Below are 21740 nucleotides of genomic sequence, written 5' to 3'. Positions count from 1 at the left end.
TCCGGGCGCGTAAAACTCTAAGTCTCTTGCAGTTTGCGCACGAGGATTTTGTCGATCCGGCGATTGTCCATCTCCGTTACGGTGAATTCCCAGCCTTGATCGGTGAATTTGTCACCAGCCGCCGGGAGCCGCTTGAGCACATAAAGCGCATAACCCGCGGCAGTGCCAAACTCGCGATCTTCGCCATAGGCCAGCCCCAAACGATCAGACAGACCGTTCGCCGAAAGCGCTCCCGAAATGAGCAGGGAGCCATCCGAGCACTCGATGATGTCCGGGCTATCGCCTGCGTCCTGATCACTCAGGAAATTGCCAGCAATCGCTGTTAGCAGATCCACCGGGGTCACGATCCCTTCAAAATGGCCGTACTCATCGTGCACCAAAGCCATGGCGATCTCAGCCGATTGCAGCACGCGCAGCGCATCCATGGCGTCCAATTGATCGGGAACGACCTCAGCCTTGTGCATCATATTACGGACCGAGACGGACCTTCCTGTCACCATCCGGCTCAGCAATTCACGCACCTTGACCACACCCAAAATGCTATCGGGCGATCCCTCAGCGACGGGCAAAAGCGAATGCGGGCTTTCCTTGAGGGTCTTGTGGATCTGTTTTTCATCGGCATCGGCATCAAGCCAATCGAGCTCGGTGCGCGGCGTCATCATCTCGCGCACGGGCCGCTCCGCCAAGCGGACCACTCCGGTCAGGATCTGGTGCTGATCATGCTCAATCACGCCAGAACGGGTCGCATCGGCAAAAATCATCTGAAGCTCTTCAGCCGTCACTGAGGATTGCCCTTTGGATCGGATGCCGAATATACGAATTATCCCGGCAGAGGAACGATCAAGCAGCCATACAAGCGGGGCAGCGATGGCCGCCAAAGTGGCCATGGGCCGCGCCATGACAAGCGCAACCGGCACAGCCGCTCTCAATGCCAGCTGTTTGGGCACGAGCTCACCCACAACCACGCTCAAATATGTCGTGAGCGCAATCACCGTCACAAAGGCAACTTCGCCAGACATATCTTCGGGGACGCCCAACAAGGCGAGCCGCTCACCAACCGGGGCCTCAAGGCTCGCCCCGGAGTAAGCGCCCGTGATGATCGCTATCAGCGTTATACCGATCTGGACCGTCGAGAGAAACTTGCCCGGCTCAGCAGCCAGAGCCAGAGCAGTGTGAGCCGATGCCGATCCGCCCTCAGCCTTGGCATTGAGCCTGCTCGTCTTGGCAGAAACAATCGCAAGCTCAGACATAGCAAAGACGCCATTGAGCAAGATCAGCCCAACGATGATGAAGAGTTCGGTCCAAGGAAACGGTGTCACACCGCAATCGCTAGCACAATTTTTGACGCTTGCCAGTCCTCGCTTTGACGCACCGCAGGAAGGCGCCGTTGTTCAGCCTGTCGCAATTCCAACAGAGCCATGTCGAGGCTAAGATGCGATCAGCATTGTAAATTCCCGAAACGCACGGCTGGCGCTTCCCCTCTGCGAGCGTATACTGCGTTTCGAACCACGATGGGAGGACGGTATGAAAGTTTCACGGATAATGCTCTCGAGCACCGCCGCGATTGCCTTGCTTGGCACAAGTGCATGTGTGACGGACCCGAATACGGGCGAGAAAAAGGCCTCACGGACCGCGATTGGCGCGGTGGCGGGCGGTTTGCTTGGCACGGTGCTCGGCGGCGCAATCGGTGGCGGAACCGGGCGAATTATTGGCGCGGGGATTGGCGGATCGGCCGGCGCTATAATCGGGAAGCAGTTTGACGACCAAATTCGCGAGCTTGATGAAGAGCTTGAAGGCACTGGCGTAGATGTCGAGGAAGTGGGCGACCAGGATGCCATCCTTGTGCGCCTGCCCGATGGCGTGACTTTCGCGCGTGGTTCGGCAGACATCAATCCCGGCTTCTACGATTCGCTGAATTCCATTTCGGAAAGCCTTATCCAGTATCCGAACAGCCTTATCGATGTGTACGGCTATACCGACACCACTGGTTCTGATGCGCTCAATCAACGGCTGTCCGAACAACGGGCTCAAGCTGTGGCGGATTATCTTGCAAGCCGCGGTGTAGCACGCAGCCGGTTTGCCACACGCGGTTATGGCGAAAGCTATGACTTCCTGCGCGTGAAAACGGCAGATGGCGTGGATGAGCCCTTGAATCGCCGAGTAGAGATCAAGATCATCCCGATCAGCCAGGAACAAGTTGAAGAGGCACGCGCACAATAGCATTTTTTGAGGGCTGCGCTTTTGTGCAGCCCTCAGAAAACCTCTGTCACTTGTTCTTTCTGAGCGACTCAGCACGCTCAGCAATGCGAGCCACAGCTTCAGAATGAATCTCTGGCGAGCTCACCAACACCCCAAAATCGCGCGGATCGCGCTTATTGTAAGCGAGCGGTTTACCAAACGCGTCCGTCACACGTGCGCCTGCCTCACGGGCTATGAGGGTGGCGGCAGCGATATCCCATTCAAAGCCCCAGCGCAGGGTCGCCACCAAGTCGGCTCTGTCATCGGCAACCATCGCGATTCTCAGCGCAATCGAGTTGGGCTTTTCAACCGCGACAAGGTCGGAATCTGCTGGCGGAAGCTGATCCACCGGTACGCGCGCACCAGAAAGCTCTTGGCGAGTGCTGGCTTTGAGCGGCTCGCCATTAAGGGTGGCACCACGTCCGGCCACCGAAATCCACTCCTCCGCGCGCGCCGGGGCGCTTAGCATTCCGATAAGCGGCTTGCCCGCGCTAACCAGAGCGACCGAAATCGACCAACCGTTGCGACCACGCACAAAATCGCGCGTGCCATCAATCGGATCAACGAGCCAGATGAGATCCTGACCAACGCGGACATGGTCATCGGTCGATTCCTCCGAAAGCCACGCCGCAGCTGGCAACAACCGCCCAAGCTCTCGGCGCAAGAAGTTATCGACCGCAAGGTCAGCTTCGCTCACCGGGTCACCCGGTTTTTTCTCCCACGACTCAAGCGCGTGCCCAGCCCCGGGCCAGCGCGCATAGGCCATCCGCCCCGCTTCGCGGACGATCTCTTGAAACTGGTTTTGGTCGATCATTGAGCGGCTTTCTTAGGTCCAACTCTCGTGTGCGACCTTTGGACACTTTTCAAGGGCTCCAATCCGTGCTTAGGCGCGCTGCGAACAGCTTTTCTCGACGGAACAATACCAAAAGGGATCATCCTCTCATGAATGTCCACGAATATCAGGCCAAAGAACTGCTTAAAGAACACGGGATCGCGGTTCCTGATGGCCACGCTGCGCTGACAGTCGCAGAAGCCGTCGAAGGCGCGAAGCAGCTGCCAGGGCCGCTTTATGTGGTGAAAGCACAGATTCACGCAGGGGGCCGGGGCAAAGGCAAGTTCAAGGAACTTCCGGAAGACGCCAAGGGCGGCGTACGCCTCGCCTTCTCGCTTGATGAAGTGGAATCGCACGCCAAGGAAATGCTCGGGAATACACTGGTGACGATCCAGACCGGCGCTGAAGGCAAGCAGGTCAATCGCCTCTATGTGACCGATGGTGTCGACATTGAGAGCGAGTATTACCTTGCTATGCTGGTGGACCGCGCGACGGGCCGCGTCGCCATGGTTGCATCGACCGAAGGCGGGATGGACATTGAAGATGTGGCCCATGAAACGCCTGAAAAGATCACCACGATCACGATTGATCCTGCACAAGGCTTTATGCCGCACCACGCGCGCTCAGTTGCCTTTGCGCTTGGCCTTACCGGCGACCTCAACAAGCAATGTCAGAAACTCGCCAAGCAACTCTACGGCGCATTCACCGCAAGCGATTGCGATATGCTGGAGATCAACCCGCTGGTTGAAACCAAGCCCGACGCGGATGGCAACGCTTCTCTCCTCGTGCTCGACACGAAAATGAGCTTTGATTCCAACGCGCTCTATCGTCACCCGGCGATCGAAGAGATGCGCGACGAGACTGAGGAAGACCCGGCAGAAGTCGAAGCGTCCGAATACGATCTTGCCTACATCAAGCTTGATGGAAACATCGGCTGCATGGTGAACGGCGCTGGCCTTGCGATGGCGACGATGGATATCATCAAGCTGAACGGCGCATTCCCAGCCAACTTCCTCGACGTAGGCGGCGGCGCGACCACTGAGAAAGTGACTGCGGCGTTCAAGATCATCCTCAAAGACCCTGCGGTCGAAGGCATCCTCGTCAACATCTTTGGCGGCATTATGAAATGCGACATCATCGCCAACGGGGTTGTGCAGGCGGCGAAAGACGTGAACCTTCAGGTGCCGCTGGTCGTCCGTCTTGAAGGCACCAATGTTGAGGCAGGCAAGGAAATCCTCGCAAACTCCGGCCTCGCGATTGTGCCGGCCGATGATCTTGGTGACGCAGCGAAGAAGATTGTCGCCGAAGTGAAAAAGGCGGCCTGATTGGACGTAGGCAAGAAATCTATCGAAACGGGGCGCTGCCGTTGCGGCAGCGTCACTTTCTCGATTTCAAGCCCTCCATTGATGACGCTGGCCTGCCACTGCAGAGGCTGTCAGCGGCTTACCTCAAGTGCATATTCGGTGAGCGGCGTTTTCGCTCGTGAAGCATTTGAACTGACGGCGGGGCAACCCGTCATCGGTGCGCTGCGCGGCGAGGTAGAGCATTGGTATTGCGACAGTTGTAAGAGTTGGATCTACACGGTCCCGCCGGGGGAGACGCCGGTTGTGAATGTCCGCCTCACACTGCTCGATGACCCTCCCCGCGGACGGCCACATGTCGAAATGTATACCAACGAAGCGCAGGATTGGGCGCTTCTTGGTTCTGCGCACCAATACGCCGGATTTCCACCGCCGGAAGATTACCCAGCGCTTGCGAGATCATTTGCCGGGCGGAGCGACTAGTCCATCGCCTCAAACTTGAAGATCAGCTCGTTGCCGCTCTGCATCCGCACCGCCGCGACTAAGCCTTCACCGGGTTTCTCCGCATCAGCACAGCGCAAGGTCAGCGCGTTGAAATATGCCAAGCATGGCTCAATCGCGACGAGGCGGAAGCTGAGCATATCGTCCTTCTCCTCCCAGCCGGTAAGGTCTGCATTGAAGTGCTTCAAGCGGAGCACCAGCGTGCCTTCTTCCTCCATCAGATAGAGGTGCTCGGTAAACATGATACCGCCATCAACCGTCTGCTGGACGAAGGTTCCGACCATCATTCCGCCTGTTGCTGGCAGCCAACTTTCCATGGCCGGCGCGCGCCCTATTCCTTCGCCCGACCATTGCCCAACCAGCCAGTCCATTTCGGCCAGGGTGGCAGTGGGCGGCTCGGCACCAGCCTCGGCCATCCGTGTTTCTTGTGCGGCCAAGGGAAGCGCACAACTTGCGCCCAAAACAAGCGCTGCAGCAAAATTTACAAGACGCCGGATCATTCCAATTCCTCCCAACCCAACTCCATATAGCACAGCGCAATCACGGCAGCGACGTGAGTCCAGATTTTGTTCGTTTTCTGCGGGAATTAGCCATAAATGACAGAATGAATTGACGAGTGGGCTGGACCAATGCAAGCCATTTGCTGGTCCCCTATGAGAGCTGCTCTCCAAGGTTGACGTTTACGTAAACGCAAGCTAGGGCGCCGGCACAAGTTTATTCGCTCCCGCAATTGTCTGCGGGCTGCGCAATGGGAAAGGAACCGCCATGAAAATCCTCGTCCCCGTCAAGCGGGTGATCGACTACAACGTCAAGCCGCGGGTCAAAGCCGATGGCACCGGCGTTGACCTCGCCAATGTCAAGATGAGCATGAACCCCTTCGATGAGATCGCGGTGGAAGAAGCGATCCGCATCAAGGAAGCAGGCAAGGCAGAAGAGATCATCGCGGTTTCGGTTGGTCCAGCAAAGGCTCAAGAAACCCTGCGTACAGCCCTTGCCATGGGCGCGGACCGCGCGATCCTGGTTGAAACGGATGAAGAGGTTGAGCCGCTGGCAGTCGCCAAGATCCTCAAGGCTATCGCTGACGAAGAGCAGCCCGGCCTCGTGGTGCTCGGTAAGCAGTCGATCTCTGACGACAGCAATCAGACCGGCCAAATGCTCGCTGCTCTTATGGGCCGTCCGCAAGGCACCTTTGCCAACACCGTCGAAGTTGACGGCGACAGCGTCAGTGTGAAGCGCGAGATTGATGGCGGCCTTGAAACGGTCAAGCTCACCATGCCAGCGATTGTCACCACTGACCTTCGCTTGAACGAGCCGCGCTATGCCTCGCTTCCCAACATCATGAAGGCGAAGAAGAAGCCCCTCGACACGAAAGCACCTGGCGATTTCGGTGTAGATATCACGCCGCGCCTCACCACCACCAATGTGGCCGAACCCCCCGTTCGCCAAGCGGGTGAGAAGGTCGAGGACGTCGCCGCTCTAGTCGCCAAGATCAAGGAGCTGGGGATCGCTTAAGCGGCCCGGCTAAAGGAAAAGGACAAACAGATATGAACACTCTGGTTCTGGTCGAACACGACAATGCATCCGTCAACGATGCGACACTCGCAGTGGTCACTGCCGCTGCCAAGCTTGGCGACGTAACCGCTCTGGTTGCAGGCTCAAACTGCGGCGGCGCAGCAGATGCGGCAGCGAAAATCGCTGGCGTTTCGAAAGTGCTCAAAGCGGACGACGCAGCTTACGGCGAAGGCCTCGCTGAGAACGTTGCTCCGCTGGTGGCTGGCCTTATGGCTGACTACGACGCACTGCTCGCACCTGCGACGACCTCGGGCAAAAACATTGCACCGCGCGTCGCAGCTATGCTCGACGTGATGCAGATCTCGGACATTCTCTCGGTCGAGGGTCCAAAGGCCTTCACCCGTCCGATTTACGCAGGCAACGCGATTGCTACGGTAGAAAGCTCGGACGCAAAACTCGTCATCACCGTTCGCGGCACCGCCTTTGAAAAGGCGGCAACCGAAGGTGGTTCGGCTTCTGTTGAAGACGCAAGCGGCGCAGGCGATGCCGGCATCTCAACCTTCGTAAGCCGCGAAGTCGCCGACGGCGGCGATCGTCCAGAACTGACTGCTGCTAAGGTCATCGTTTCTGGCGGACGTGCCCTTAAAGACAGCGAAACCTTCGAACAGGTCATCAACCCGCTGGCTGACAAGCTGGGTGCAGCGATCGGTGCATCGCGTGCAGCGGTTGACGCTGGCTATGTGCCCAACGATTACCAAGTTGGCCAAACCGGCAAGATCGTGGCACCAGAAGTTTACATCGCTATCGGCATCTCAGGCGCGATTCAGCACCTGGCCGGGATGAAGGACTCCAAAGTCATCATCGCGATCAACAAAGACGAAGACGCACCGATTTTCCAAGTCGCTGACATCGGTCTGGTCGCAGACCTGTTTAACGCAGTGCCGGAGATGACCGGAGCGCTTTAACGCAACTGTTTTCGAGGGTCTGAAATCGTTAGTTACCTCCGGCAAGCTTCGGACTTGCCGGAGGTTTTTTGTGCGCCCTCAACGAAGCAGACGGATAAGAGTTGGCTTTATATCAATGATTATGCGTTTGTCTTTTCGACCTTGAGCGAGCTCATATTCAAATTCGATCAACTCGATTGTGGCCTCCAACCGATTTACAATTTGAGAATGTTTGCACCCGAGACGAATTCGACTGAGCTTACGGAAACGCATCTTTTGCCCATCTTGCCGTTTCGCAACGAAGCTATCAAAGTCAGTATCGTCGGTCAGCAGGATCGCTTCTAGATCTTGAGAAACTTTGGCGACAATCGGATCGGGCGTCCCTTCTGGAACCTTCTCCCGTGCGCGCAACACGGTGTGCCCTCGCCCCTCGAGGAACCTGCACGCAGACTCGTTTACGCATTCGTCCGAGAGAAAAGTCAGGATGCGTGTAGTTTTCAGGCAGCCACCTTCATGTAATTACGCACGGCTCCGATATCCTCGCGGTTCAGCGAAGGATACTCAGCTATAATGTCGTCATCGCTGTAACCCTCGATCAAGAAGCTCTCGATAGCCGCAGCTGGAATGCGAGTGCCTGCCAGCACAGGTCGTTTGTGCGACACGAATGGCGTTCGCTCAATCATTCCTACCTTGGTCGAATCTCTACTACGAAGGTCTCCCGCGTCAGCAGCAACTTCTGCAGCTATTGGACCGAGGGGGATGAACCTTCCAATAAGCTGTCCATCGCCGTCGCGCGGTGCTGTATCGAGATCAAAGACTACTTTACGTTTGACGACCGCGAGCTGAAGTTCAGACCAAGGTCTTGTAGCGCGCTTCTCTAACTCTGGAGCGACCTTCTTAAGTTCACTCAGTGTGACACCATATTTGTCAGTAAGCAGCGCAAGAGTTCGGAGACCGACAAGATCATTGAACGAATAGACTCGCGCATATGGTTTACCACGATCACTTTCGTCCGAGTATTCCGGCGAGAAAAATCCAAGTTTATCCCAGCGCGTCAAGCGAGATTTGGACAATTTCGCAACCCTCGCAGCGTGATCCACGCTGAACGCCATCAGTACGACTGAATCGTCGATTGTCACGTTGGTTCCCCTTAGATAAAGTTCAGTAAGCTGATGCGCTTCAACTCACAAGATAGATTGCGAATATGGATACTCACTTAATGCGTATCCGTTGCCCGGCCCTCACATAAAACTCACAATGAAGTGCAGTGTCATGCCGACAAGGCCGCCGACAATCGTGCCGTTGATGCGGATAAACTGAAGGTCACGCCCCACTGCCGTCTCGATCCGGCCCGTAATGGTCGTTGCGTCCCAGCGCTTCACAGTCTCTGACACCAGGGTCACAATCTCCGTGCCATAGCGGGTGGCAATCCCGGCGGCAGTGCGGCGGGCGAAACGGTTGATTTGGGTCTGGAGACGCTCATCTTGCTTCAGTGCTTCGCCGAGATCCGCCAAGCTGTTGCGCAAGTCTGTTCCAAGTTCGCTCTCCGGATCGCGCGCACGGCGGATCAACGATTGACGAATACGCTCCCACACTCCCATCCACCATTCAGCAACCGCCGGGTTTTCGAGAAGGTCGCGCTTCATCTCTTCTACGCGCTCGCGGGTCTCCGGATCATTGCGCAGGTCAGAGGCGAGTTTCTGCAGCCCTTCCTCAACCTTGCCGCGCAAGGGGTGTTCGGGATCAACCAGCACCTCGGCAAGCAATTTGTAGAGGCCGTCGAGCACGTTGGAGGATATGGTCTTATCAAGCCCGGCCCAACGCAAAACGCCGTTCACGCGGTCGTGAATGATGTTGCGTACGGTCTCCTCATTGTCCTCAAGCGTCAGCCCGGCCCAACGAACAAAGCCATTGATGAGCGGTAAGTGGCGCTGATCCACCATTGTGTTCTCAAGCATTCGCCCTGCAAGTGGCGATACATCGATCTTCGCTAATTGATTACCGAGACCGGCGCGCACCTGATTGCCTAGCCTGTCTGGATCGAGCGATTCGAGCACTTCGGCGAGCAGCTCAGCCGCACCGCCAGTGATCCGCGAACGAGTTTCCCCATCCGCCTCATCGGGCTGCACGGCGAGAAAATCACCAATCGCCCGCGCGACATTCATGTTCGACATGCGCCGTGCAACAACTGCGGGTGTGAGGAAGTTTTCCCTGAGGAATTGCCCCATGGTATCGGCGATACGGTCCTTGTTCGAAGGCACGATCGCCGTGTGCGGGATGGGGAGTCCAAGCGGGTGGCGGAACAAAGCGGTCACCGCAAACCAATCGGCAAGCCCGCCCACCATCGCCGCTTCGGCAAAGGCATTGACATAGCCCCATGCAGGGTGCGCTGGGACCAGGCCATGCGTTGTGAAGAACAGCACGCCCATGGCAGCGAGCAGGCCGGTCGCCGTCCAACGCATCCGCCGCGCACGATCAGGCGTGAGCGGTTCTCCGCCGAACTTCAAAGGTATGGATTGAGCCGTACTTGCCATGACGTCGCGCTATCTGCCCCAAAGACGGCGATTGGGAAAGACCCAAGGCACCGCACTTCTAGGCAAGATGGCTGCCTTATTCGGCAGGCTCGGCTCCGGGCGGTAGCCGCGTAGCAGGAACCGCACCGCCTGGGACCTGTTCAGGCGCGATCGGTCTGACATCATCGCCGGGCTTGTACGTGAGGAGCGTGCGGCGCATCCATGGGCCAATGCGCTTCTCAACGCCGTCAGCAAGGCTGAAGCCCGCAGGCACAATCAGCAATGTGAGCACCGTCGAAAGGATCAAGCCGCCAATCACGACAATGCCCATTGGCTGGCGCCAAGCGCCGTCGCCGGTAAGCGAAATCGAGGTAGGGATCATTCCAGCGGTCATCGCGACCGTCGTCATCACAATCGGCTGAGCCCGCTTATGACCCGCTTCCATAATGGCTTCGAGCTTTTCTGTGCCCTTCTCCATCTCCTCAATTGCAAAGTCGATAAGCAGGATCGAGTTCTTGGAAACAATCCCAAGGAGCAGCAGAATACCGATGTACACCGGCATAGATTGCGGCATCCCGACCAGCCAAATCAGCATGATACCACCCAGCGGCGCGAGGGCGAGCGAGGTCATGTTGACCAGTGGACTCATCAAACGTTTGTAGAGAAGCACAAGGCAGGCAAATACCAGAAGCACACCTGAGATGATCGCAACCGTAAGGTTTGCCATCAATTCTTCCTGAATCTCATCTTGGCCAACCGCATCGCGGATCACGCCTTGAGGCAGGTTTTGCAAAGTGGGAAGCGCATCAATCTGTTCTTGCGCATTGCCTCTGAGCACGCCGCTCGCAAGGTCAGCACCGATGAACACACGGCGATTCTGATTGAAGCGTTGGATCGTAGTCGGGCCAGAGCCGAACTCGATATCAGCCACACGAGACAGCGGAACCGTTCCGCCATCAATCGTCTGCACGGGCAGGTTTTGGATCGTGGTCATGCGGCCACGAGCATCTTCGCCAAGTTTGACCTCGATCGGGATCTGACGATCCGAAAGCGAGAATTTGGCGGCATTCTGCTCGATTTCGCCCAGAGTCGCGATGCGGATTGCTTGGCTGAGAGCAAGCGTCGAGACGCCTAATTCAGCTGCCAATTGCTCATTGGGAGTTATGATGATCTCAGGTCGACGCAGATCAGCTCCGATGCGGGGAGCGACAATCGAGTTGAGCCCTTTCATCTCTTCGATGACTTGGGTCGCGGTCTCATTGAGCAGCACGGGATCAGAGCCGGCGAGCATTACCGTCAAGTCACGCCCTGACCCGCCACCACCGAAGTTTTCGGCGACAAAGCGGATGCGTGCGTCGGGAATTTGGTTGAGGATGGGTGTCATTTCACGCTGAAAGACGATCGAAGACCGCTCGCGATCCTCTTTCAAGGTGATGTACATGGTCGCTTCGCCAATACGAATGCGCTCAAGCACAACTTCAACTTCTTGCTCCGCGTAGAGGACGTCAGCCACCTGATCGACCACTCGCTTTGTTCCGGCAAGCGTGGTGCCGGGCACCATTTCAACGGCAATTTCGGCATTCGAATCGTTAATGTCGGGTTGGAACTGGCCAGGGACCGAGCCAAATAGCACCAAGGTCACCAAGAGTGACATCCAGCCCATTCCAAGCATCCACACGCGATGGTCATGGAAGCGCGCGGTGAGATAGCGCATGGACTCGCGGAAGCGTGATCCAAAACCTGCAAACAGCTCGAGAAACTTGAGCGTAAGCCACGTCGCAATCCCTCCAATGAAGGTCACACACAGCAACTGTACAACCTCAAAGATCTTGGCAACGGTCTTGAATACAAAGCCATATTGGTCGCTTGAAACTAGGCCTGCGATCTTGCCGTGAAGACCGACTTCGCCGACCACGCCCCAAAGCGCGAAGACAACAAATGCGGGCACAGCCAACATTAGAATTGAGGTGACAAGCAGCCCAAGCGTGTAAAGCCAACGTGAGCGTGGCCCCTCAACTCCTTCACGCAAGCGGTTCATGGTTTCAGTGCTGAGCGTCCATTCGAGGATGCGAAGATACCACTCCATCCACTTGCCGCCGCCATGGTCCGCGTGACCCTTTGCGGAAAGGAAGTAAGCCGCCATCAGTGGGGTGATCATCCGCGCAACTGCGAGCGACATAAGCACCGCAACCACGACAGTGAGGCCAAAGTTCTGGAAGAACTGTCCCGAAATACCGGGCATCAGACCCACTGGTAGGAAGACTGCAACAATACAGAAGCTGGTCGCCACCACGGGCAGTCCGATCTCATCGGCGGCATCAATACTGGCCTGATAGGCGGTCTTGCCCATTCGCATGTGCCTGACGATGTTCTCGATCTCCACGATCGCGTCATCGACCAACACTCCAGCCACGAGACCAAGCGCGAGCAAAGACAGGAAGTTCAGATTGAACCCAAGCAGGTCCATGAAGAAGAATGTTGGGATAGCGGACAGTGGAATGGCGACCGCGCTGATGAATGTCGCGCGCCAGTCACGCAAGAACAAGAACACCACGACAACCGCAAGCACAGCGCCCTCGATCAGGGCCTGCATCGAGCTTGCATATTGACTCTTGGTATATTTCACCGTGTTGAAGAGCGGAATGAATTCTAGGTCAGGATTTGCCGCCTGAATCTCCGCGATTTTGGCTTGGGCTTGCTCAAAAACGGTGACATCTGAAGCGCCTTTAGCACGGCTCATGAAGAAATTGACGACCTCCTTGTCGCGCACTTCGCTGATCGAGGTGCGCTCCGAAAAGCCATCGCGAACCGTCGCCACGTCTGCGAGGCGAACCGTGCGACCGCCGCCCAATTGGAGCTGGCGCTGAGAAAGCTCATAAGCGGTGTCGTTATTGCCCAGGACCCTGAGCGATTGGCGCGTGCCGCCGACTTCGGCGAGACCACCCGCCGCGTCGACGTTCGATTGACGCAGGACGTTATTGATCTGCGAAGCAGTTACGCCAAACGCTTGCATCTTTGCAGGATCAAGGATCACTTCGATTGCGCGGTCTACACCACCAAATCGGCCCGCTTCGGCCATGCCGGTAATATCGAGCAACTGCTTCGAGACAGTGTCGTCAATGAACCAGCTTAGTTGTTCAATAGTAAGGTCACTTGCCTGCACGGCATAAATGCCAAGGAAACCGCCAGCCGCCTCAATCTTGTTTACACGAGGCTCCTGAATTCCGTCCGGCAGGCTGCCTCGGATGCGGTCTACGGCGTTCTTGACCTCTGCGACGACGATATTCGCGTCGGTGCCAACCTCAAATTCCACAAAGGTGTTGGAAAAGCCCTCACTCGCCGTGGAAGAGATTTGCTTCACTCCATTGATCGAACGCACTGCGCTTTCGACCTGCTGAGTGATCTGGTTTTCAATCTCGCTTGGCGCGGCGCCGGGCTGGGAAATGCCAACAGTGACCGCAGGAAATTCGACATCCGGGTTATTGGTGATGTCCATGCGAGTGAAACTCACCAGCCCGGCAAACAGCACGGCGGTGAAAAGGACGAGAGGGATCACCGGGTTGCGGATCGACCAGGCTGAAAGATTACGGAAGTTCATGAGTTTCCTGTCTGCCTTTGTCTTCTGCGGCGACTAAAAGGTGCGTCAAAAAGCATACGGTTTGATCGCGCCATAAGATGCCGATCAGTCCTCTTCTCGCCTGGGGCTCACGGTCTCACCAGGATTGAGGAACCCGCCAGCTCTGAGCACAATCGCCTCGTCTCCATTCAATCCTCCAGTGATCGCAATGCCCTGCGGCGTGACCATCCCTGTGGTAACGGGTGTACGGATCGCTTCGTTGTCTTCGTTAACTACATAGACATAGCTACCTTTAGGGTCCGCCAGAACGGCGCTTTCAGGAAGAACCGTGGCGGTCACCGTGCCGCTATCAATAGTAGCAGTGGCAAAGCCACCGGGACGCAATTCAGGTTGGTAGGACAGAGCGATACGGGCGGTGCCCTGACGGGTGCGCTCATTCACGATCGGCGACAATTGCCACACCTGACCCGAGAAACTTTTGTCCGAACCTGCCGGAACAACATCGGCCGAAACGCCAACAGAAAGCGATGCAAGCTGCGTCTCACCGAGGTCCGCAAGCATCTCAAATTCACCACCGCGCGCGATTGTGAACAGGGCACCAGACCCCCCACCCACAGTTTGGCCGGGCTCAACATTGCGCTCCAAAATGTATCCAGCGGCAGGAGCGACGACGCTCAATCGTGCAGCGCGTGCACGCAATTCTCCAAGCTGTGCCTCGGCGACCCGGATGCGAGCAATGGCCGAATCGCGCGTTGCCGTCAGCCGATCAATTTCTGCCTTTGAGATAAAACCACGTTCAACCAATTGAAGAGCACGATCCAGGTTGGACTGAGCCAGCTCAGCATCGGCACGAGCGACACCAATTTGCGCTTCTTGCGCAGCTGCCTGTTGGGTCTGAACCGAACGATCGATAACGGCGAGCACTTGACCCTGGCCGACCCAATCACCCGCATCGGCTCTAACCGAAAGCACCTGACCACCCTCACCCACAACACCAACCGGCATAGGGCGACGCGCGGCAATCGTACCGGGTGCCTCAATCGTGCCGCTCACGCTGGTGCGACCTGGAGCGATCACTGTCACAACCGGCGCCTGAGAATTGTCGTCACCGGCACCAACCGGATCCCCACCCGCGAGTGCAAAGTAGGCGCCAATTGCAAGCAAAAGCGCAATCAGCCCGCCACCGACAATGAGCAGCTTCTTCCCTAAGGACGAGCCTTGCTGCTGCTGATACCGCGTCAGCGCATCTGCAGGAATGTCATCCTGCGCTTCAGCTGTAATAGTCGTTGCGTAATTCATTCCGCCTGCCTTTTAACGGTGACACCCTTCGTCCGATGGGCATGGCCCGATGAACCTGCCCTGGTGTATTATAGACATAAGTCACCTTATACAATCCCTCTTAGCCATAGCACAAAAAAGGGCAATCCACCCCTCGACCGATGACTTTGAGCCTAGACGAATGGCAAAGGCGTATGTCCTGCAAATAAACCAAAGGCGATGCAGGCAATTGCGCTGCACCGCCTCGAAAATTCTTATGCTTAGCCTTCTGTGAGAAGCGAAGCCTTATCCCTGCACGCGTCCACGCTGGATCAGGTTCAAGATGCCAAGTAGCACAACCGCGCCTACAACCGCTACCACGAGACCGGTTAGCGAGAATTCTTGCACGCTGCCGGTGATTCCAAGCAACGGCCCAACAATCATGTTGCCGATGACCGAACCCACGCAACCAACAACAATATTCCAGAAAATGCCCATCGATGCATCGCGGTTCATCACAAGGCTAGCAAGCCAACCAGCAACACCACCAACGACAAGTGCGACAATCCATCCCATTTTGCTTCCCCTTATTCGACCCTGCATCACGCTCAATCGGCGTGATTCCAAACCGGGTGTTCAAGAGGATTAGCGCAAAATTGCGTCAGAGAGAAATGTGATTTTGCAAAAACGGTGGTCGCGACTGGCTCCGAACTGCGTCGCAGTTAGTATTTGAGCTGGCGCTCATACAGGTCACGGTAGTGTTGGATGCGCGTGACGCGCAGGCCCTGCATACCGGAACGATCCACTGCGCGCTGCCATGAAGCAAACTCCTCGAGAGTTAGGCCATAGCGCTCGAGCACTTCGTCGATCGTAAGCAGGCCGCCATTGACCGCAGCCACGACTTCGGCCTTGCGACGCACGACCCACCGCTTGGTGGATGGCGAAGGCAAATCATTAACCGTCAGCGGCTCCCCTAATGGGCCGATCACTTGTGCCGGTCTGATATCCTGATTCTCAATCATTGCTCTTCTCTCGCATCGCCCGGCTCGCATCGCTCGCTCGCGACGCCATCCGCACTGTCATTTTCCGCAAAGGAGCCATCAATATCCGCTTCGCGATTTGGTTTGTCTTTCATGCCCGACGAGGCTTTTCGGGCCTCTAAAGCATTAGGGTTAACGCACCGTTCGTCTTCTGAGTTTGCTCGAAAAAATTGCGCCGCCGCGTCCGTGAAGCCCAGATGTTTCGTGCCATTTTCGGCCCCCATATCCGCCTGCAGAACCTGACGCAGATCGCGAGCCGCACTCAACCGTGCGGTCAGCTCGCCCCATTCCAATTCACGCAAAGGAGGCGCTCCCACAGCGTCGCTCCGCACCGTTTCTCGGTGCGAGTTAGACGTCTCAGAAAGAATCGCTGGGGGCTTAGCGTTTTCGAACATGGGCCAAGGTATAGGGGGCGGATGTCAAGATGTGGTAAAACTGGGCTTTACCACTGCTTAGGATTAGTCCCGGGGCAGATGGCAAGCCAGGGTTGCACCGGGCCAATGGTGAAAAATCCTGTGATATCAATTACCTCAGGCGGAAAGTCGCGTGCGACTAGTCATTCGGCCTAGTCATCTCTATATGCCGCTTCGATCATGAATAGCGCTGAGACCCTTACAAAAAGCTCCCATTTTGGGCTTGATACGGCCGCTTTGTTCGACCTGCCGCGTCCGGCATCTGAGTGCCGAATCGTGGTGGCGATGAGCGGCGGTGTCGATTCGTCCGTGGTCGCTGCACTTGCCGCAGACACTGGCGCAGAGGTGATCGGGATTACCCTGCAGCTCTACGACTATGGTGCAGCAACGGGCCGCAAGGGTGCGTGCTGCGCGGGCGATGACATTGCCGATGCGCGCGCGGTTTCGGACCGGCTGGGCATTGCGCATTATGTCTTCGACCACGAGAGCGCCTTTCGCGAAGATGTAGTCGAGCAGTTTGCCGACGAATATCTTGCCGGGCGCACGCCAGTGCCGTGCATTCGCTGTAACATGGGGCCCAAATTCACCGACCTTTTCCGCATGGCGCGCGAGCTGGGTGCAGATTGCCTGGCGACCGGGCATTATGTACGCCGGGTCGAGGCCGAAGGTGGACCACATCTCTACCGCGCCAATGATCCTACGCGCGATCAATCCTATTTCCTCTATGCCACGACGCAGGAGCAGCTGGACTACATTCGCTTCCCGCTCGGCGGCTTGCCCAAGACACAAGTTCGTGAGCTTGCTGAGGCTGCAGGCCTTCGGAACGCGATGAAGCCCGACAGTCAGGACATCTGCTTTGTGCCCGATGGCAATTACGCCAAGATTGTCACCAAGATGCGCCCCGAAGGCGGTGTGCCGGGTGCAATCGTCCATGCTGCCACCGGTGAGCCACTGGGCGAACACAAAGGTATCATCCACTTCACAGTGGGCCAACGCAAAGGTCTCGAAATAGGCGGCCAGCCCGAGCCGCTCTATGTCATCAGCATGGACGCTGATACCCGCGAAGTGCGCGTGGGTCCAAAGCGCATGCTGGCGGTCGAAAGCGCTGAAGTGATCGAAACCAATTGCATTGGCGATGTTCCTGAAGGCGCGGAGCTCACAGCCAAGGTGCGCAGTCTCGCTAAGCCGGTACCGATCACTCTCGAGGGACCATTTGGCGATGGAGCCGCAACCCGTATCCGCTTTGCAACGCCCGAATTCGGTGTCGCCCCCGGGCAGGCCGCGGTAATCTATGCCGATGAGCGCGTTATCGGTGGCGGATGGATCGATGCGACGACTTCTGTCGCGTCCTAGCTGTCCCAGCTTTCCAGCACGCAACCATAACCTGCGCGATTGGTCGCAGTGGTTGCGTTCACAAAGGGAATGCTCGCGGTCACGCTCTGCGCCTCCGGGTTCTCGCTGAGCGACACCATTTCCATGCCGGCAAGCTTGTCCTTCGCGCAATCGACCAGATCGCGTCCCGCCACAAAGCGGCACGAACACGCAACCCTCGCGGCATAGCTGGTGCTCACGCCGGCATAGCCTTGGATCGGTTCGCGGTTGAACCAGGCCAACGCGGCGATCCCTATGGCCAACATTAGAATGACTATCAAGGCGATGCTTGATTTGGATGAGCCTTGTCGGCCCGCTGAATTTGCCATTGCTTTGGATGTGTCCTTGTTCGATTGAGAGGCCATGACTGCTCGTTTCAAAGCTTCTATCGCTGTCCTCACTTGTCTTCCAGCCCTTGCTTCATGTGGTGCGGGCTCGCCCGACGCTCTGCCGCCTTTGACCCAGGAGGCGCTTGACTCTGTCAGCCAGGATGCGGGCGCTCCAAAGGATCAGTTGGCTCGTGCAGTGGACGAGCTGTTCACCAAGGAAGGTCTTGGTGAAACTCGTGCGGTGCTTTTGCTCGCCGATGGCAAGGTCGCAGCTGAGAGATATGCCGAAGGCTATGATGCGGAGACCCGCCACATCAGCTGGTCGATGGCAAAGACTGTCACCGCCGTTCTGGTCGGCATGTTGGTGGCAGATGGTCTGCTTAGCGAAGAGGCCCCCGCCCCTGTCCCAGAATGGCAGCGAAGCGGCGATCCGCGTGCCGATATCACCTTGGAGCACCTTCTTCAGATGCGGGCTGGATTGAGACACACAGAGGCCGGTGATCCGCCCTATGAATCGTCCGAGGTGCGCATGCTCTTCCTTGATGGCCGCGATGATATGGCCAAGTGGGCGAAAGAACAGCCGCTTGAGGCGGAGCCCGGTGAGATGTTCGAATACTCTTCTAACACGACCGTGATCTTGGCCGACATTGCAGCCAGCACTTTGACCGACAGCGATGACCCAGATGCGCGGCGCTTGGCTGTGGCGAGTTACCTTGAAGAGCGATTGTTCGGCCCGCTTGGCATGACTTCGATGCTCCCCGAGTTCGACGCATCGGGCACTTTGATCGGCGGAAGCCTGATGCACGCATCGGCGCGCGACTATGCCAAGTTCGGTGAGTTTCTTCGCGCCGGTGGCCAAGCGCCGAGTGGGGAGCAATTGGTGCCCAGCGGCTGGGTCGAAAAGATGCTCACGCCTAGTCCTGCGTCTTCGCATTATGGCTATCAAATCTGGCTCAATCGGCCCAATCCCGATCTCAAATGGCCCCACCCCCTATTTCCGGACCGTGCGCCGCAGAGCCTGTTCTCGCTTATCGGTCATATGGGGCAATATGTTCTCGTCTCTCCCGATCAGAAGCTGACATTAGTGCGGCTCGGTCACTCGAACCGCGAAGAGCGTGTCGCCATGCTGGGCGAGGCAGCCGATGTGCTGGCGCTTTATCCAAGCGAATAGTCAGAGGTAGAATTCGCCTTTCACCACCGTCACACACGGCCCAGCGAGCCAAACCCGCTCACCATCAATCCGGCAGCTGAGTGAGCCACCGCGCTTACTCGCCTGGAATGCAGTGAAGCTCTCGCGTCCGAGCTTCGCCGCCCAAAACGGCGTTAGAACCGCATGCGCCCCGCCGGTCACGGGGTCTTCGTCAATCCCATAGGCAGGCACGAACACGCGGCTCACAATATCGGTGTCGCGGCCAGGAGCGGTGCAGACGAACAGCTCATCGCCCAGAGCGTCCAGGCCACGGAAATCCGGTTCGAGCGCGCGGATTGCCGCCTCATTCTCGTATAGGAAGAGATTGTAGCCAAGCGCATTTCGTTGCATCTTTTGTGGTTCACCACCCAAAAGCCGCGCCGCCTCATCCCATTCGCCCTGCTCTGTCGCAATTGCCGGAAGCGCAACTTCGTAGCCCTCACCGGCACACCGCACTTCCAAAATGCCGGATTGGCGCGTTCGAAAAGTCACCCGCTCGCGACTTTTGTCATGTGCATCGCGCGTCAGAAGCATATGCCCGCTGGCCAAGGTCGCGTGACCGCACAGGCGAATTTCGCTAGTGGGAGTGAACCAGCGCAGCTCCCAATCAGCCTCGCCAGTCTTATCACGCACAAGAAAGGCGGTTTCAGCAAAGTTGTTCTCGGCCCCAATGTTGATCAGGGTCTCATCCGGCAGCCATTCGTCCAGAACCATCACTGCCGCCTGATTGCCGCCAAAAGGCGCGGCGCTGAAGGCATCAATGTGCCAGTAGGGAATAGGGCCGATTGTGAGTTCTTGCGTCACGGGTAAAGCAGGGTGTCCACCCAATCGCCGCCACTGTGTGGCCGATCGAACTGGCGGCGATCATGAAGGCGATTATCGCGGTCGATCCAGAATTCGATCCGCTGCGGCCTTAGGGTAAAACCGGTCCAATGCTTGGGCCGTGGAACCTTACCGGCAGCCTCATACTCAGCCCATAACGCCTCCACCAGGTCGAGATAGTCCTGCCGCTGCTCCATCGGGCGAGACTGTTCACTCGCTGCACTACCGACTTGGCTCTTAAAGGGCCGCGAATGGAAGTATTCGTCGGCGCGCTCGGGTGTGACCTCTTCCAAGGGACCCTCGATGCGAATTTGACGGCGCAGGCTCTTCCAATGGAATAACAGACTTGCTTGCATATTTAAGCGGATCTCACCGCCCTTGCGGCTGTGAGCATTGGTGAAGAAGGTAAAGCCACCCTCGCCGCTTTCCGTTGCCCCATGTCCTTTCAAAAGCACCATGCGTACCGAAGGCATCCCATCTGTGTTTGCGGTCGCCAATGCCATCGCATTTGGATCGTTGGGCTCACTCTCTTTCGCCTCGGCGAACCATGCATTAAACAGCGCATAAGGGTCTGCGCCAGAAGGAATAACGCTGTCGGCCAACTGAGCTTCGTTTAGTTTGGGCGCGTCACTCATCTAAAAAACCTTTTGCAATTGGGCGGTGCCTTTTGAGACACTTGAGACACTGTCTAAAGGAGAAAAACCTTCCTGCCCCAAAATCGCGGCATAATGCGTCCAATTGGGCAGCTCAGACAACTCATATGCCGCGAGATAGAGTGTGGAAGCGCGGTAGGAAAGATATTCCCTAGCAAAGCATGCCAGTCGGTGCTTGCACCTCAGGAGCGTCTCACCTAGCTAAGACACCATGCGCGATCCTTATTCCACCCTTGGCGTTCAACGCACGGCCTCCGAAAAGGAGATCAAGAGCGCTTATCGCAAGCTCGCCAAAGAGCTGCACCCTGACCGCAATAAGGACAATCCCAAGGCGGCAGAGAAATTCTCTGATGCGACAAAGGCCTATGACCTGCTGTCAGATAAGGACAAGCGCGCACAATTTGACCGGGGTGAGATCGATGCCGATGGCAATCCGCTGAACCCCTTTGCAGGCATGGGTGGTGGTCGCCCAGGTGGTTATAGTGGTGCAGGCGCGCGCGGCGGCGGTTTTCGTGACCAGGAATTCCAAGGCTTTGGCACCGAAGACATGGATTTGGGCGATCTGTTCGAGGGCCTGTTTGGCGGCGGTCGCAACCGGACGGCTCAGCCTCCTCCCAGAGGCGGCTTTGGCGGGCGTGGATTTAGCGGCAATCGCCCTCCTCCGCCCAAGAAAGGCGCTGACATTCAGTATCGGCTCGCCGTGCCCTTCGTCGCAGCGGCGGCTGGCGAAGATCAGCGGATCACATTGGCCGACGGCAAGGCGATCAGCTTAAAGCTCCCAGCCGGAGTCGAAGACGGCACGCAAATGCGGCTTAAGGGCAAAGGACACTCGGGACCTGGCGGCAATGGCGATGGAATCGTTATGGTCGAAGTCGCCCCACACCCCTTCTTCCGCCGCGATGGCGATAATATTCGGATGGATCTGCCGATCACGCTCGATGAGGCGGTCATTGGTGGCAAGGTCAAGTGCCCGACCGTGGACGGCCCGGTCATGCTTACACTGAAACCCGGCGCAAATGGCGGCACAGTTATGCGCCTCACCGGCAAAGGATGGACCAAGAAATCGGGCACGGGCGACAAGCCTGCTCGCGGGGATCAGCTGGTGACGCTTGAGATACAGATGCCGGAGGATTTGGACGCGCTCAAAGACAAGCTGGGAGATTGGAAAGACCCAGCAAAGCCCCGTTCGAAGTTCGGGCTATAAGCGCAAAAGCCAGAGCAAGCTCAGACGTGGGACACTCATCGCCT

General features: G+C 57.2%; 22 protein-coding genes. 8 read left to right on the top strand and 14 right to left on the bottom strand.

What is annotated here, in order from left to right; all coding sequences use genetic code 11:
• Positions 1 to 17: 17 nt before the first annotated feature.
• Positions 18 to 1319 (bottom strand): hemolysin family protein, encoded by a 1302-nt coding sequence (locus tag Q0778_RS10050; protein WP_298335804.1) that lies wholly within the window; start codon positions 1317 to 1319, stop codon positions 18 to 20.
• Positions 1320 to 1524: 205 nt separating this feature from the next.
• Here Q0778_RS10050 and Q0778_RS10045 point away from each other — a divergent pair, with 205 nt between their 5' ends.
• Positions 1525 to 2220 carry an OmpA family protein gene (locus tag Q0778_RS10045; protein WP_298335800.1) on the top strand — a complete coding sequence of 232 codons (696 nt, stop codon included), beginning with the start codon at positions 1525 to 1527 and terminating at the stop codon, positions 2218 to 2220.
• 46 nt (positions 2221 to 2266) lie between these two features.
• Here Q0778_RS10045 and Q0778_RS10040 read toward each other — a convergent pair whose 3' ends face one another.
• Positions 2267 to 3052 carry a 3'(2'),5'-bisphosphate nucleotidase CysQ gene (locus Q0778_RS10040; RefSeq protein ID WP_298306274.1) on the bottom strand — a complete coding sequence of 262 codons (786 nt, stop codon included), beginning with the start codon at positions 3050 to 3052 and terminating at the stop codon, positions 2267 to 2269.
• Positions 3053 to 3180: 128 nt separating this feature from the next.
• Here Q0778_RS10040 and sucC point away from each other — a divergent pair, with 128 nt between their 5' ends.
• Both sucC and Q0778_RS10030 read left to right on the top strand, forming a co-directional pair.
• Positions 3181 to 4395: an ADP-forming succinate--CoA ligase subunit beta gene (sucC, locus tag Q0778_RS10035; RefSeq protein ID WP_298335798.1), complete on the top strand. Its 1215-nt coding sequence runs from the start codon at positions 3181 to 3183 to the stop codon at positions 4393 to 4395.
• Positions 4396 to 4476: 81 nt separating this feature from the next.
• Positions 4477 to 4854 (top strand): GFA family protein, encoded by a 378-nt coding sequence (locus Q0778_RS10030; RefSeq protein WP_298336162.1) that lies wholly within the window; start codon positions 4477 to 4479, stop codon positions 4852 to 4854.
• Here Q0778_RS10030 and Q0778_RS10025 read toward each other — a convergent pair.
• Complete coding sequence (locus Q0778_RS10025; protein WP_298335796.1) at positions 4851 to 5372, bottom strand: DUF6265 family protein; 522 nt, start codon at positions 5370 to 5372, stop codon at positions 4851 to 4853. The two genes, Q0778_RS10030 and Q0778_RS10025, sit on opposite strands and share 4 nt — an antisense overlap.
• A gap of 265 nt (positions 5373 to 5637) precedes the next feature.
• Between Q0778_RS10025 and Q0778_RS10020 the strand changes: the two genes are divergently transcribed.
• Entirely contained in the window at positions 5638 to 6384 is a 747-nt protein-coding gene (locus tag Q0778_RS10020) for an electron transfer flavoprotein subunit beta/FixA family protein (RefSeq protein ID WP_298335794.1), read from the top strand.
• 32 nt (positions 6385 to 6416) lie between these two features.
• On the top strand, positions 6417 to 7349 hold the full coding sequence (locus Q0778_RS10015) for an electron transfer flavoprotein subunit alpha/FixB family protein (RefSeq protein ID WP_298306286.1): 933 nt from the start codon (positions 6417 to 6419) through the stop codon (positions 7347 to 7349).
• Between the two features lie 78 nt (positions 7350 to 7427).
• Here Q0778_RS10015 and Q0778_RS10010 read toward each other — a convergent pair whose 3' ends face one another.
• The 8 genes from Q0778_RS10010 to Q0778_RS09975 all read right to left on the bottom strand — a co-directional run bounded on the left by Q0778_RS10010 (position 7428) and on the right by Q0778_RS09975 (position 16017).
• Positions 7428 to 7811: a DUF5615 family PIN-like protein gene (locus Q0778_RS10010; RefSeq protein WP_298336160.1), complete on the bottom strand. Its 384-nt coding sequence runs from the start codon at positions 7809 to 7811 to the stop codon at positions 7428 to 7430.
• 14 nt (positions 7812 to 7825) lie between these two features.
• Positions 7826 to 8467 carry a DUF433 domain-containing protein gene (locus tag Q0778_RS10005; RefSeq protein ID WP_298335792.1) on the bottom strand — a complete coding sequence of 214 codons (642 nt, stop codon included), beginning with the start codon at positions 8465 to 8467 and terminating at the stop codon, positions 7826 to 7828.
• Between the two features lie 102 nt (positions 8468 to 8569).
• Positions 8570 to 9862, bottom strand: a complete 1293-nt coding sequence (locus Q0778_RS10000; RefSeq protein WP_298335790.1) for a DUF445 domain-containing protein — start codon at positions 9860 to 9862, stop codon at positions 8570 to 8572.
• Positions 9863 to 9938: 76 nt separating this feature from the next.
• On the bottom strand, positions 9939 to 13439 hold the full coding sequence (locus Q0778_RS09995; RefSeq protein ID WP_298306292.1) for an efflux RND transporter permease subunit: 3501 nt from the start codon (positions 13437 to 13439) through the stop codon (positions 9939 to 9941).
• 84 nt (positions 13440 to 13523) lie between these two features.
• On the bottom strand, positions 13524 to 14717 hold the full coding sequence (locus Q0778_RS09990; RefSeq protein ID WP_298335788.1) for an efflux RND transporter periplasmic adaptor subunit: 1194 nt from the start codon (positions 14715 to 14717) through the stop codon (positions 13524 to 13526).
• 264 nt (positions 14718 to 14981) lie between these two features.
• Positions 14982 to 15251: a GlsB/YeaQ/YmgE family stress response membrane protein gene (locus tag Q0778_RS09985; protein ID WP_298335786.1), complete on the bottom strand. Its 270-nt coding sequence runs from the start codon at positions 15249 to 15251 to the stop codon at positions 14982 to 14984.
• A 146-nt stretch (positions 15252 to 15397) separates the two neighbouring features.
• A complete protein-coding gene (locus tag Q0778_RS09980) occupies positions 15398 to 15697 on the bottom strand; it encodes a DUF1153 domain-containing protein (RefSeq protein WP_298335784.1) in 300 nt (99 codons plus the stop codon).
• Positions 15694 to 16017, bottom strand: a complete 324-nt coding sequence (locus Q0778_RS09975; RefSeq protein WP_298306305.1) for a hypothetical protein — start codon at positions 16015 to 16017, stop codon at positions 15694 to 15696. The genes Q0778_RS09980 and Q0778_RS09975 overlap by 4 nt, the downstream gene beginning before the upstream one ends.
• A 291-nt stretch (positions 16018 to 16308) precedes the next feature.
• Here Q0778_RS09975 and mnmA point away from each other — a divergent pair, with 291 nt between their 5' ends.
• On the top strand, positions 16309 to 17481 hold the full coding sequence (mnmA, locus tag Q0778_RS09970) for a tRNA 2-thiouridine(34) synthase MnmA (protein ID WP_298306309.1): 1173 nt from the start codon (positions 16309 to 16311) through the stop codon (positions 17479 to 17481).
• On the opposite strand, the gene Q0778_RS09965 is transcribed toward mnmA, so the two are convergent.
• The gene (locus tag Q0778_RS09965) at positions 17478 to 17828 is read right to left on the bottom strand and encodes a hypothetical protein (protein WP_298335782.1); all 351 of its coding nucleotides are present in this window, start codon (positions 17826 to 17828) and stop codon (positions 17478 to 17480) included. The two genes, mnmA and Q0778_RS09965, sit on opposite strands and share 4 nt — an antisense overlap.
• 34 nt (positions 17829 to 17862) lie before the next feature.
• Between Q0778_RS09965 and Q0778_RS09960 the strand changes: the two genes are divergently transcribed.
• Positions 17863 to 18999 carry a serine hydrolase gene (locus tag Q0778_RS09960; protein WP_298306315.1) on the top strand — a complete coding sequence of 379 codons (1137 nt, stop codon included), beginning with the start codon at positions 17863 to 17865 and terminating at the stop codon, positions 18997 to 18999.
• Here Q0778_RS09960 and Q0778_RS09955 read toward each other — a convergent pair whose 3' ends face one another.
• Positions 19000 to 19821 carry a PhzF family phenazine biosynthesis protein gene (locus tag Q0778_RS09955; RefSeq protein WP_298306318.1) on the bottom strand — a complete coding sequence of 274 codons (822 nt, stop codon included), beginning with the start codon at positions 19819 to 19821 and terminating at the stop codon, positions 19000 to 19002.
• Positions 19818 to 20474, bottom strand: coding sequence for a pyridoxamine 5'-phosphate oxidase (gene pdxH / locus Q0778_RS09950; protein ID WP_298335780.1), 657 nt, complete (start codon positions 20472 to 20474; stop codon positions 19818 to 19820). The genes Q0778_RS09955 and pdxH overlap by 4 nt, the downstream gene beginning before the upstream one ends.
• Positions 20475 to 20703: 229 nt before the next feature.
• Here pdxH and Q0778_RS09945 point away from each other — a divergent pair, with 229 nt between their 5' ends.
• Positions 20704 to 21696: a DnaJ C-terminal domain-containing protein gene (locus Q0778_RS09945; protein WP_298306326.1), complete on the top strand. Its 993-nt coding sequence runs from the start codon at positions 20704 to 20706 to the stop codon at positions 21694 to 21696.
• Positions 21697 to 21740: the final 44 nt, after the last annotated feature.

The sequence above is a fragment of the uncultured Erythrobacter sp. genome (genome assembly GCF_947502395.1).
GTDB lineage: Bacteria > Pseudomonadota > Alphaproteobacteria > Sphingomonadales > Sphingomonadaceae > Erythrobacter.
Note: the sequence above shows the minus strand (reverse complement) of the source record. Positions and strands in the feature narration are given on the sequence as shown.

Coding starts and splice junctions, on each gene's coding strand:
- Q0778_RS09945 (WP_298306326.1), top strand. CDS start 20,704: ATGCGCGATCCTTATTCCACCCTTGGCGTTCAACGCACGGCCTCCGAA.
- sucC (WP_298335798.1), top strand. CDS start 3,181: ATGAATGTCCACGAATATCAGGCCAAAGAACTGCTTAAAGAACACGGG.
- Q0778_RS10020 (WP_298335794.1), top strand. CDS start 5,638: ATGAAAATCCTCGTCCCCGTCAAGCGGGTGATCGACTACAACGTCAAG.
- Q0778_RS09960 (WP_298306315.1), top strand. CDS start 17,863: ATGACTGCTCGTTTCAAAGCTTCTATCGCTGTCCTCACTTGTCTTCCA.
- Q0778_RS10045 (WP_298335800.1), top strand. CDS start 1,525: ATGAAAGTTTCACGGATAATGCTCTCGAGCACCGCCGCGATTGCCTTG.
- Q0778_RS10040 (WP_298306274.1), bottom strand. CDS start 3,052: ATGATCGACCAAAACCAGTTTCAAGAGATCGTCCGCGAAGCGGGGCGG.
- Q0778_RS09965 (WP_298335782.1), bottom strand. CDS start 17,828: ATGGCAAATTCAGCGGGCCGACAAGGCTCATCCAAATCAAGCATCGCC.
- mnmA (WP_298306309.1), top strand. CDS start 16,309: ATGAATAGCGCTGAGACCCTTACAAAAAGCTCCCATTTTGGGCTTGAT.
- Q0778_RS10000 (WP_298335790.1), bottom strand. CDS start 9,862: ATGGCAAGTACGGCTCAATCCATACCTTTGAAGTTCGGCGGAGAACCG.
- Q0778_RS10025 (WP_298335796.1), bottom strand. CDS start 5,372: ATGATCCGGCGTCTTGTAAATTTTGCTGCAGCGCTTGTTTTGGGCGCA.
- Q0778_RS09980 (WP_298335784.1), bottom strand. CDS start 15,697: ATGATTGAGAATCAGGATATCAGACCGGCACAAGTGATCGGCCCATTA.
- Q0778_RS09985 (WP_298335786.1), bottom strand. CDS start 15,251: ATGGGATGGATTGTCGCACTTGTCGTTGGTGGTGTTGCTGGTTGGCTT.
- pdxH (WP_298335780.1), bottom strand. CDS start 20,474: ATGAGTGACGCGCCCAAACTAAACGAAGCTCAGTTGGCCGACAGCGTT.
- Q0778_RS10015 (WP_298306286.1), top strand. CDS start 6,417: ATGAACACTCTGGTTCTGGTCGAACACGACAATGCATCCGTCAACGAT.
- Q0778_RS09995 (WP_298306292.1), bottom strand. CDS start 13,439: ATGAACTTCCGTAATCTTTCAGCCTGGTCGATCCGCAACCCGGTGATC.
- Q0778_RS10030 (WP_298336162.1), top strand. CDS start 4,477: ATGACGCTGGCCTGCCACTGCAGAGGCTGTCAGCGGCTTACCTCAAGT.
- Q0778_RS09990 (WP_298335788.1), bottom strand. CDS start 14,717: ATGAATTACGCAACGACTATTACAGCTGAAGCGCAGGATGACATTCCT.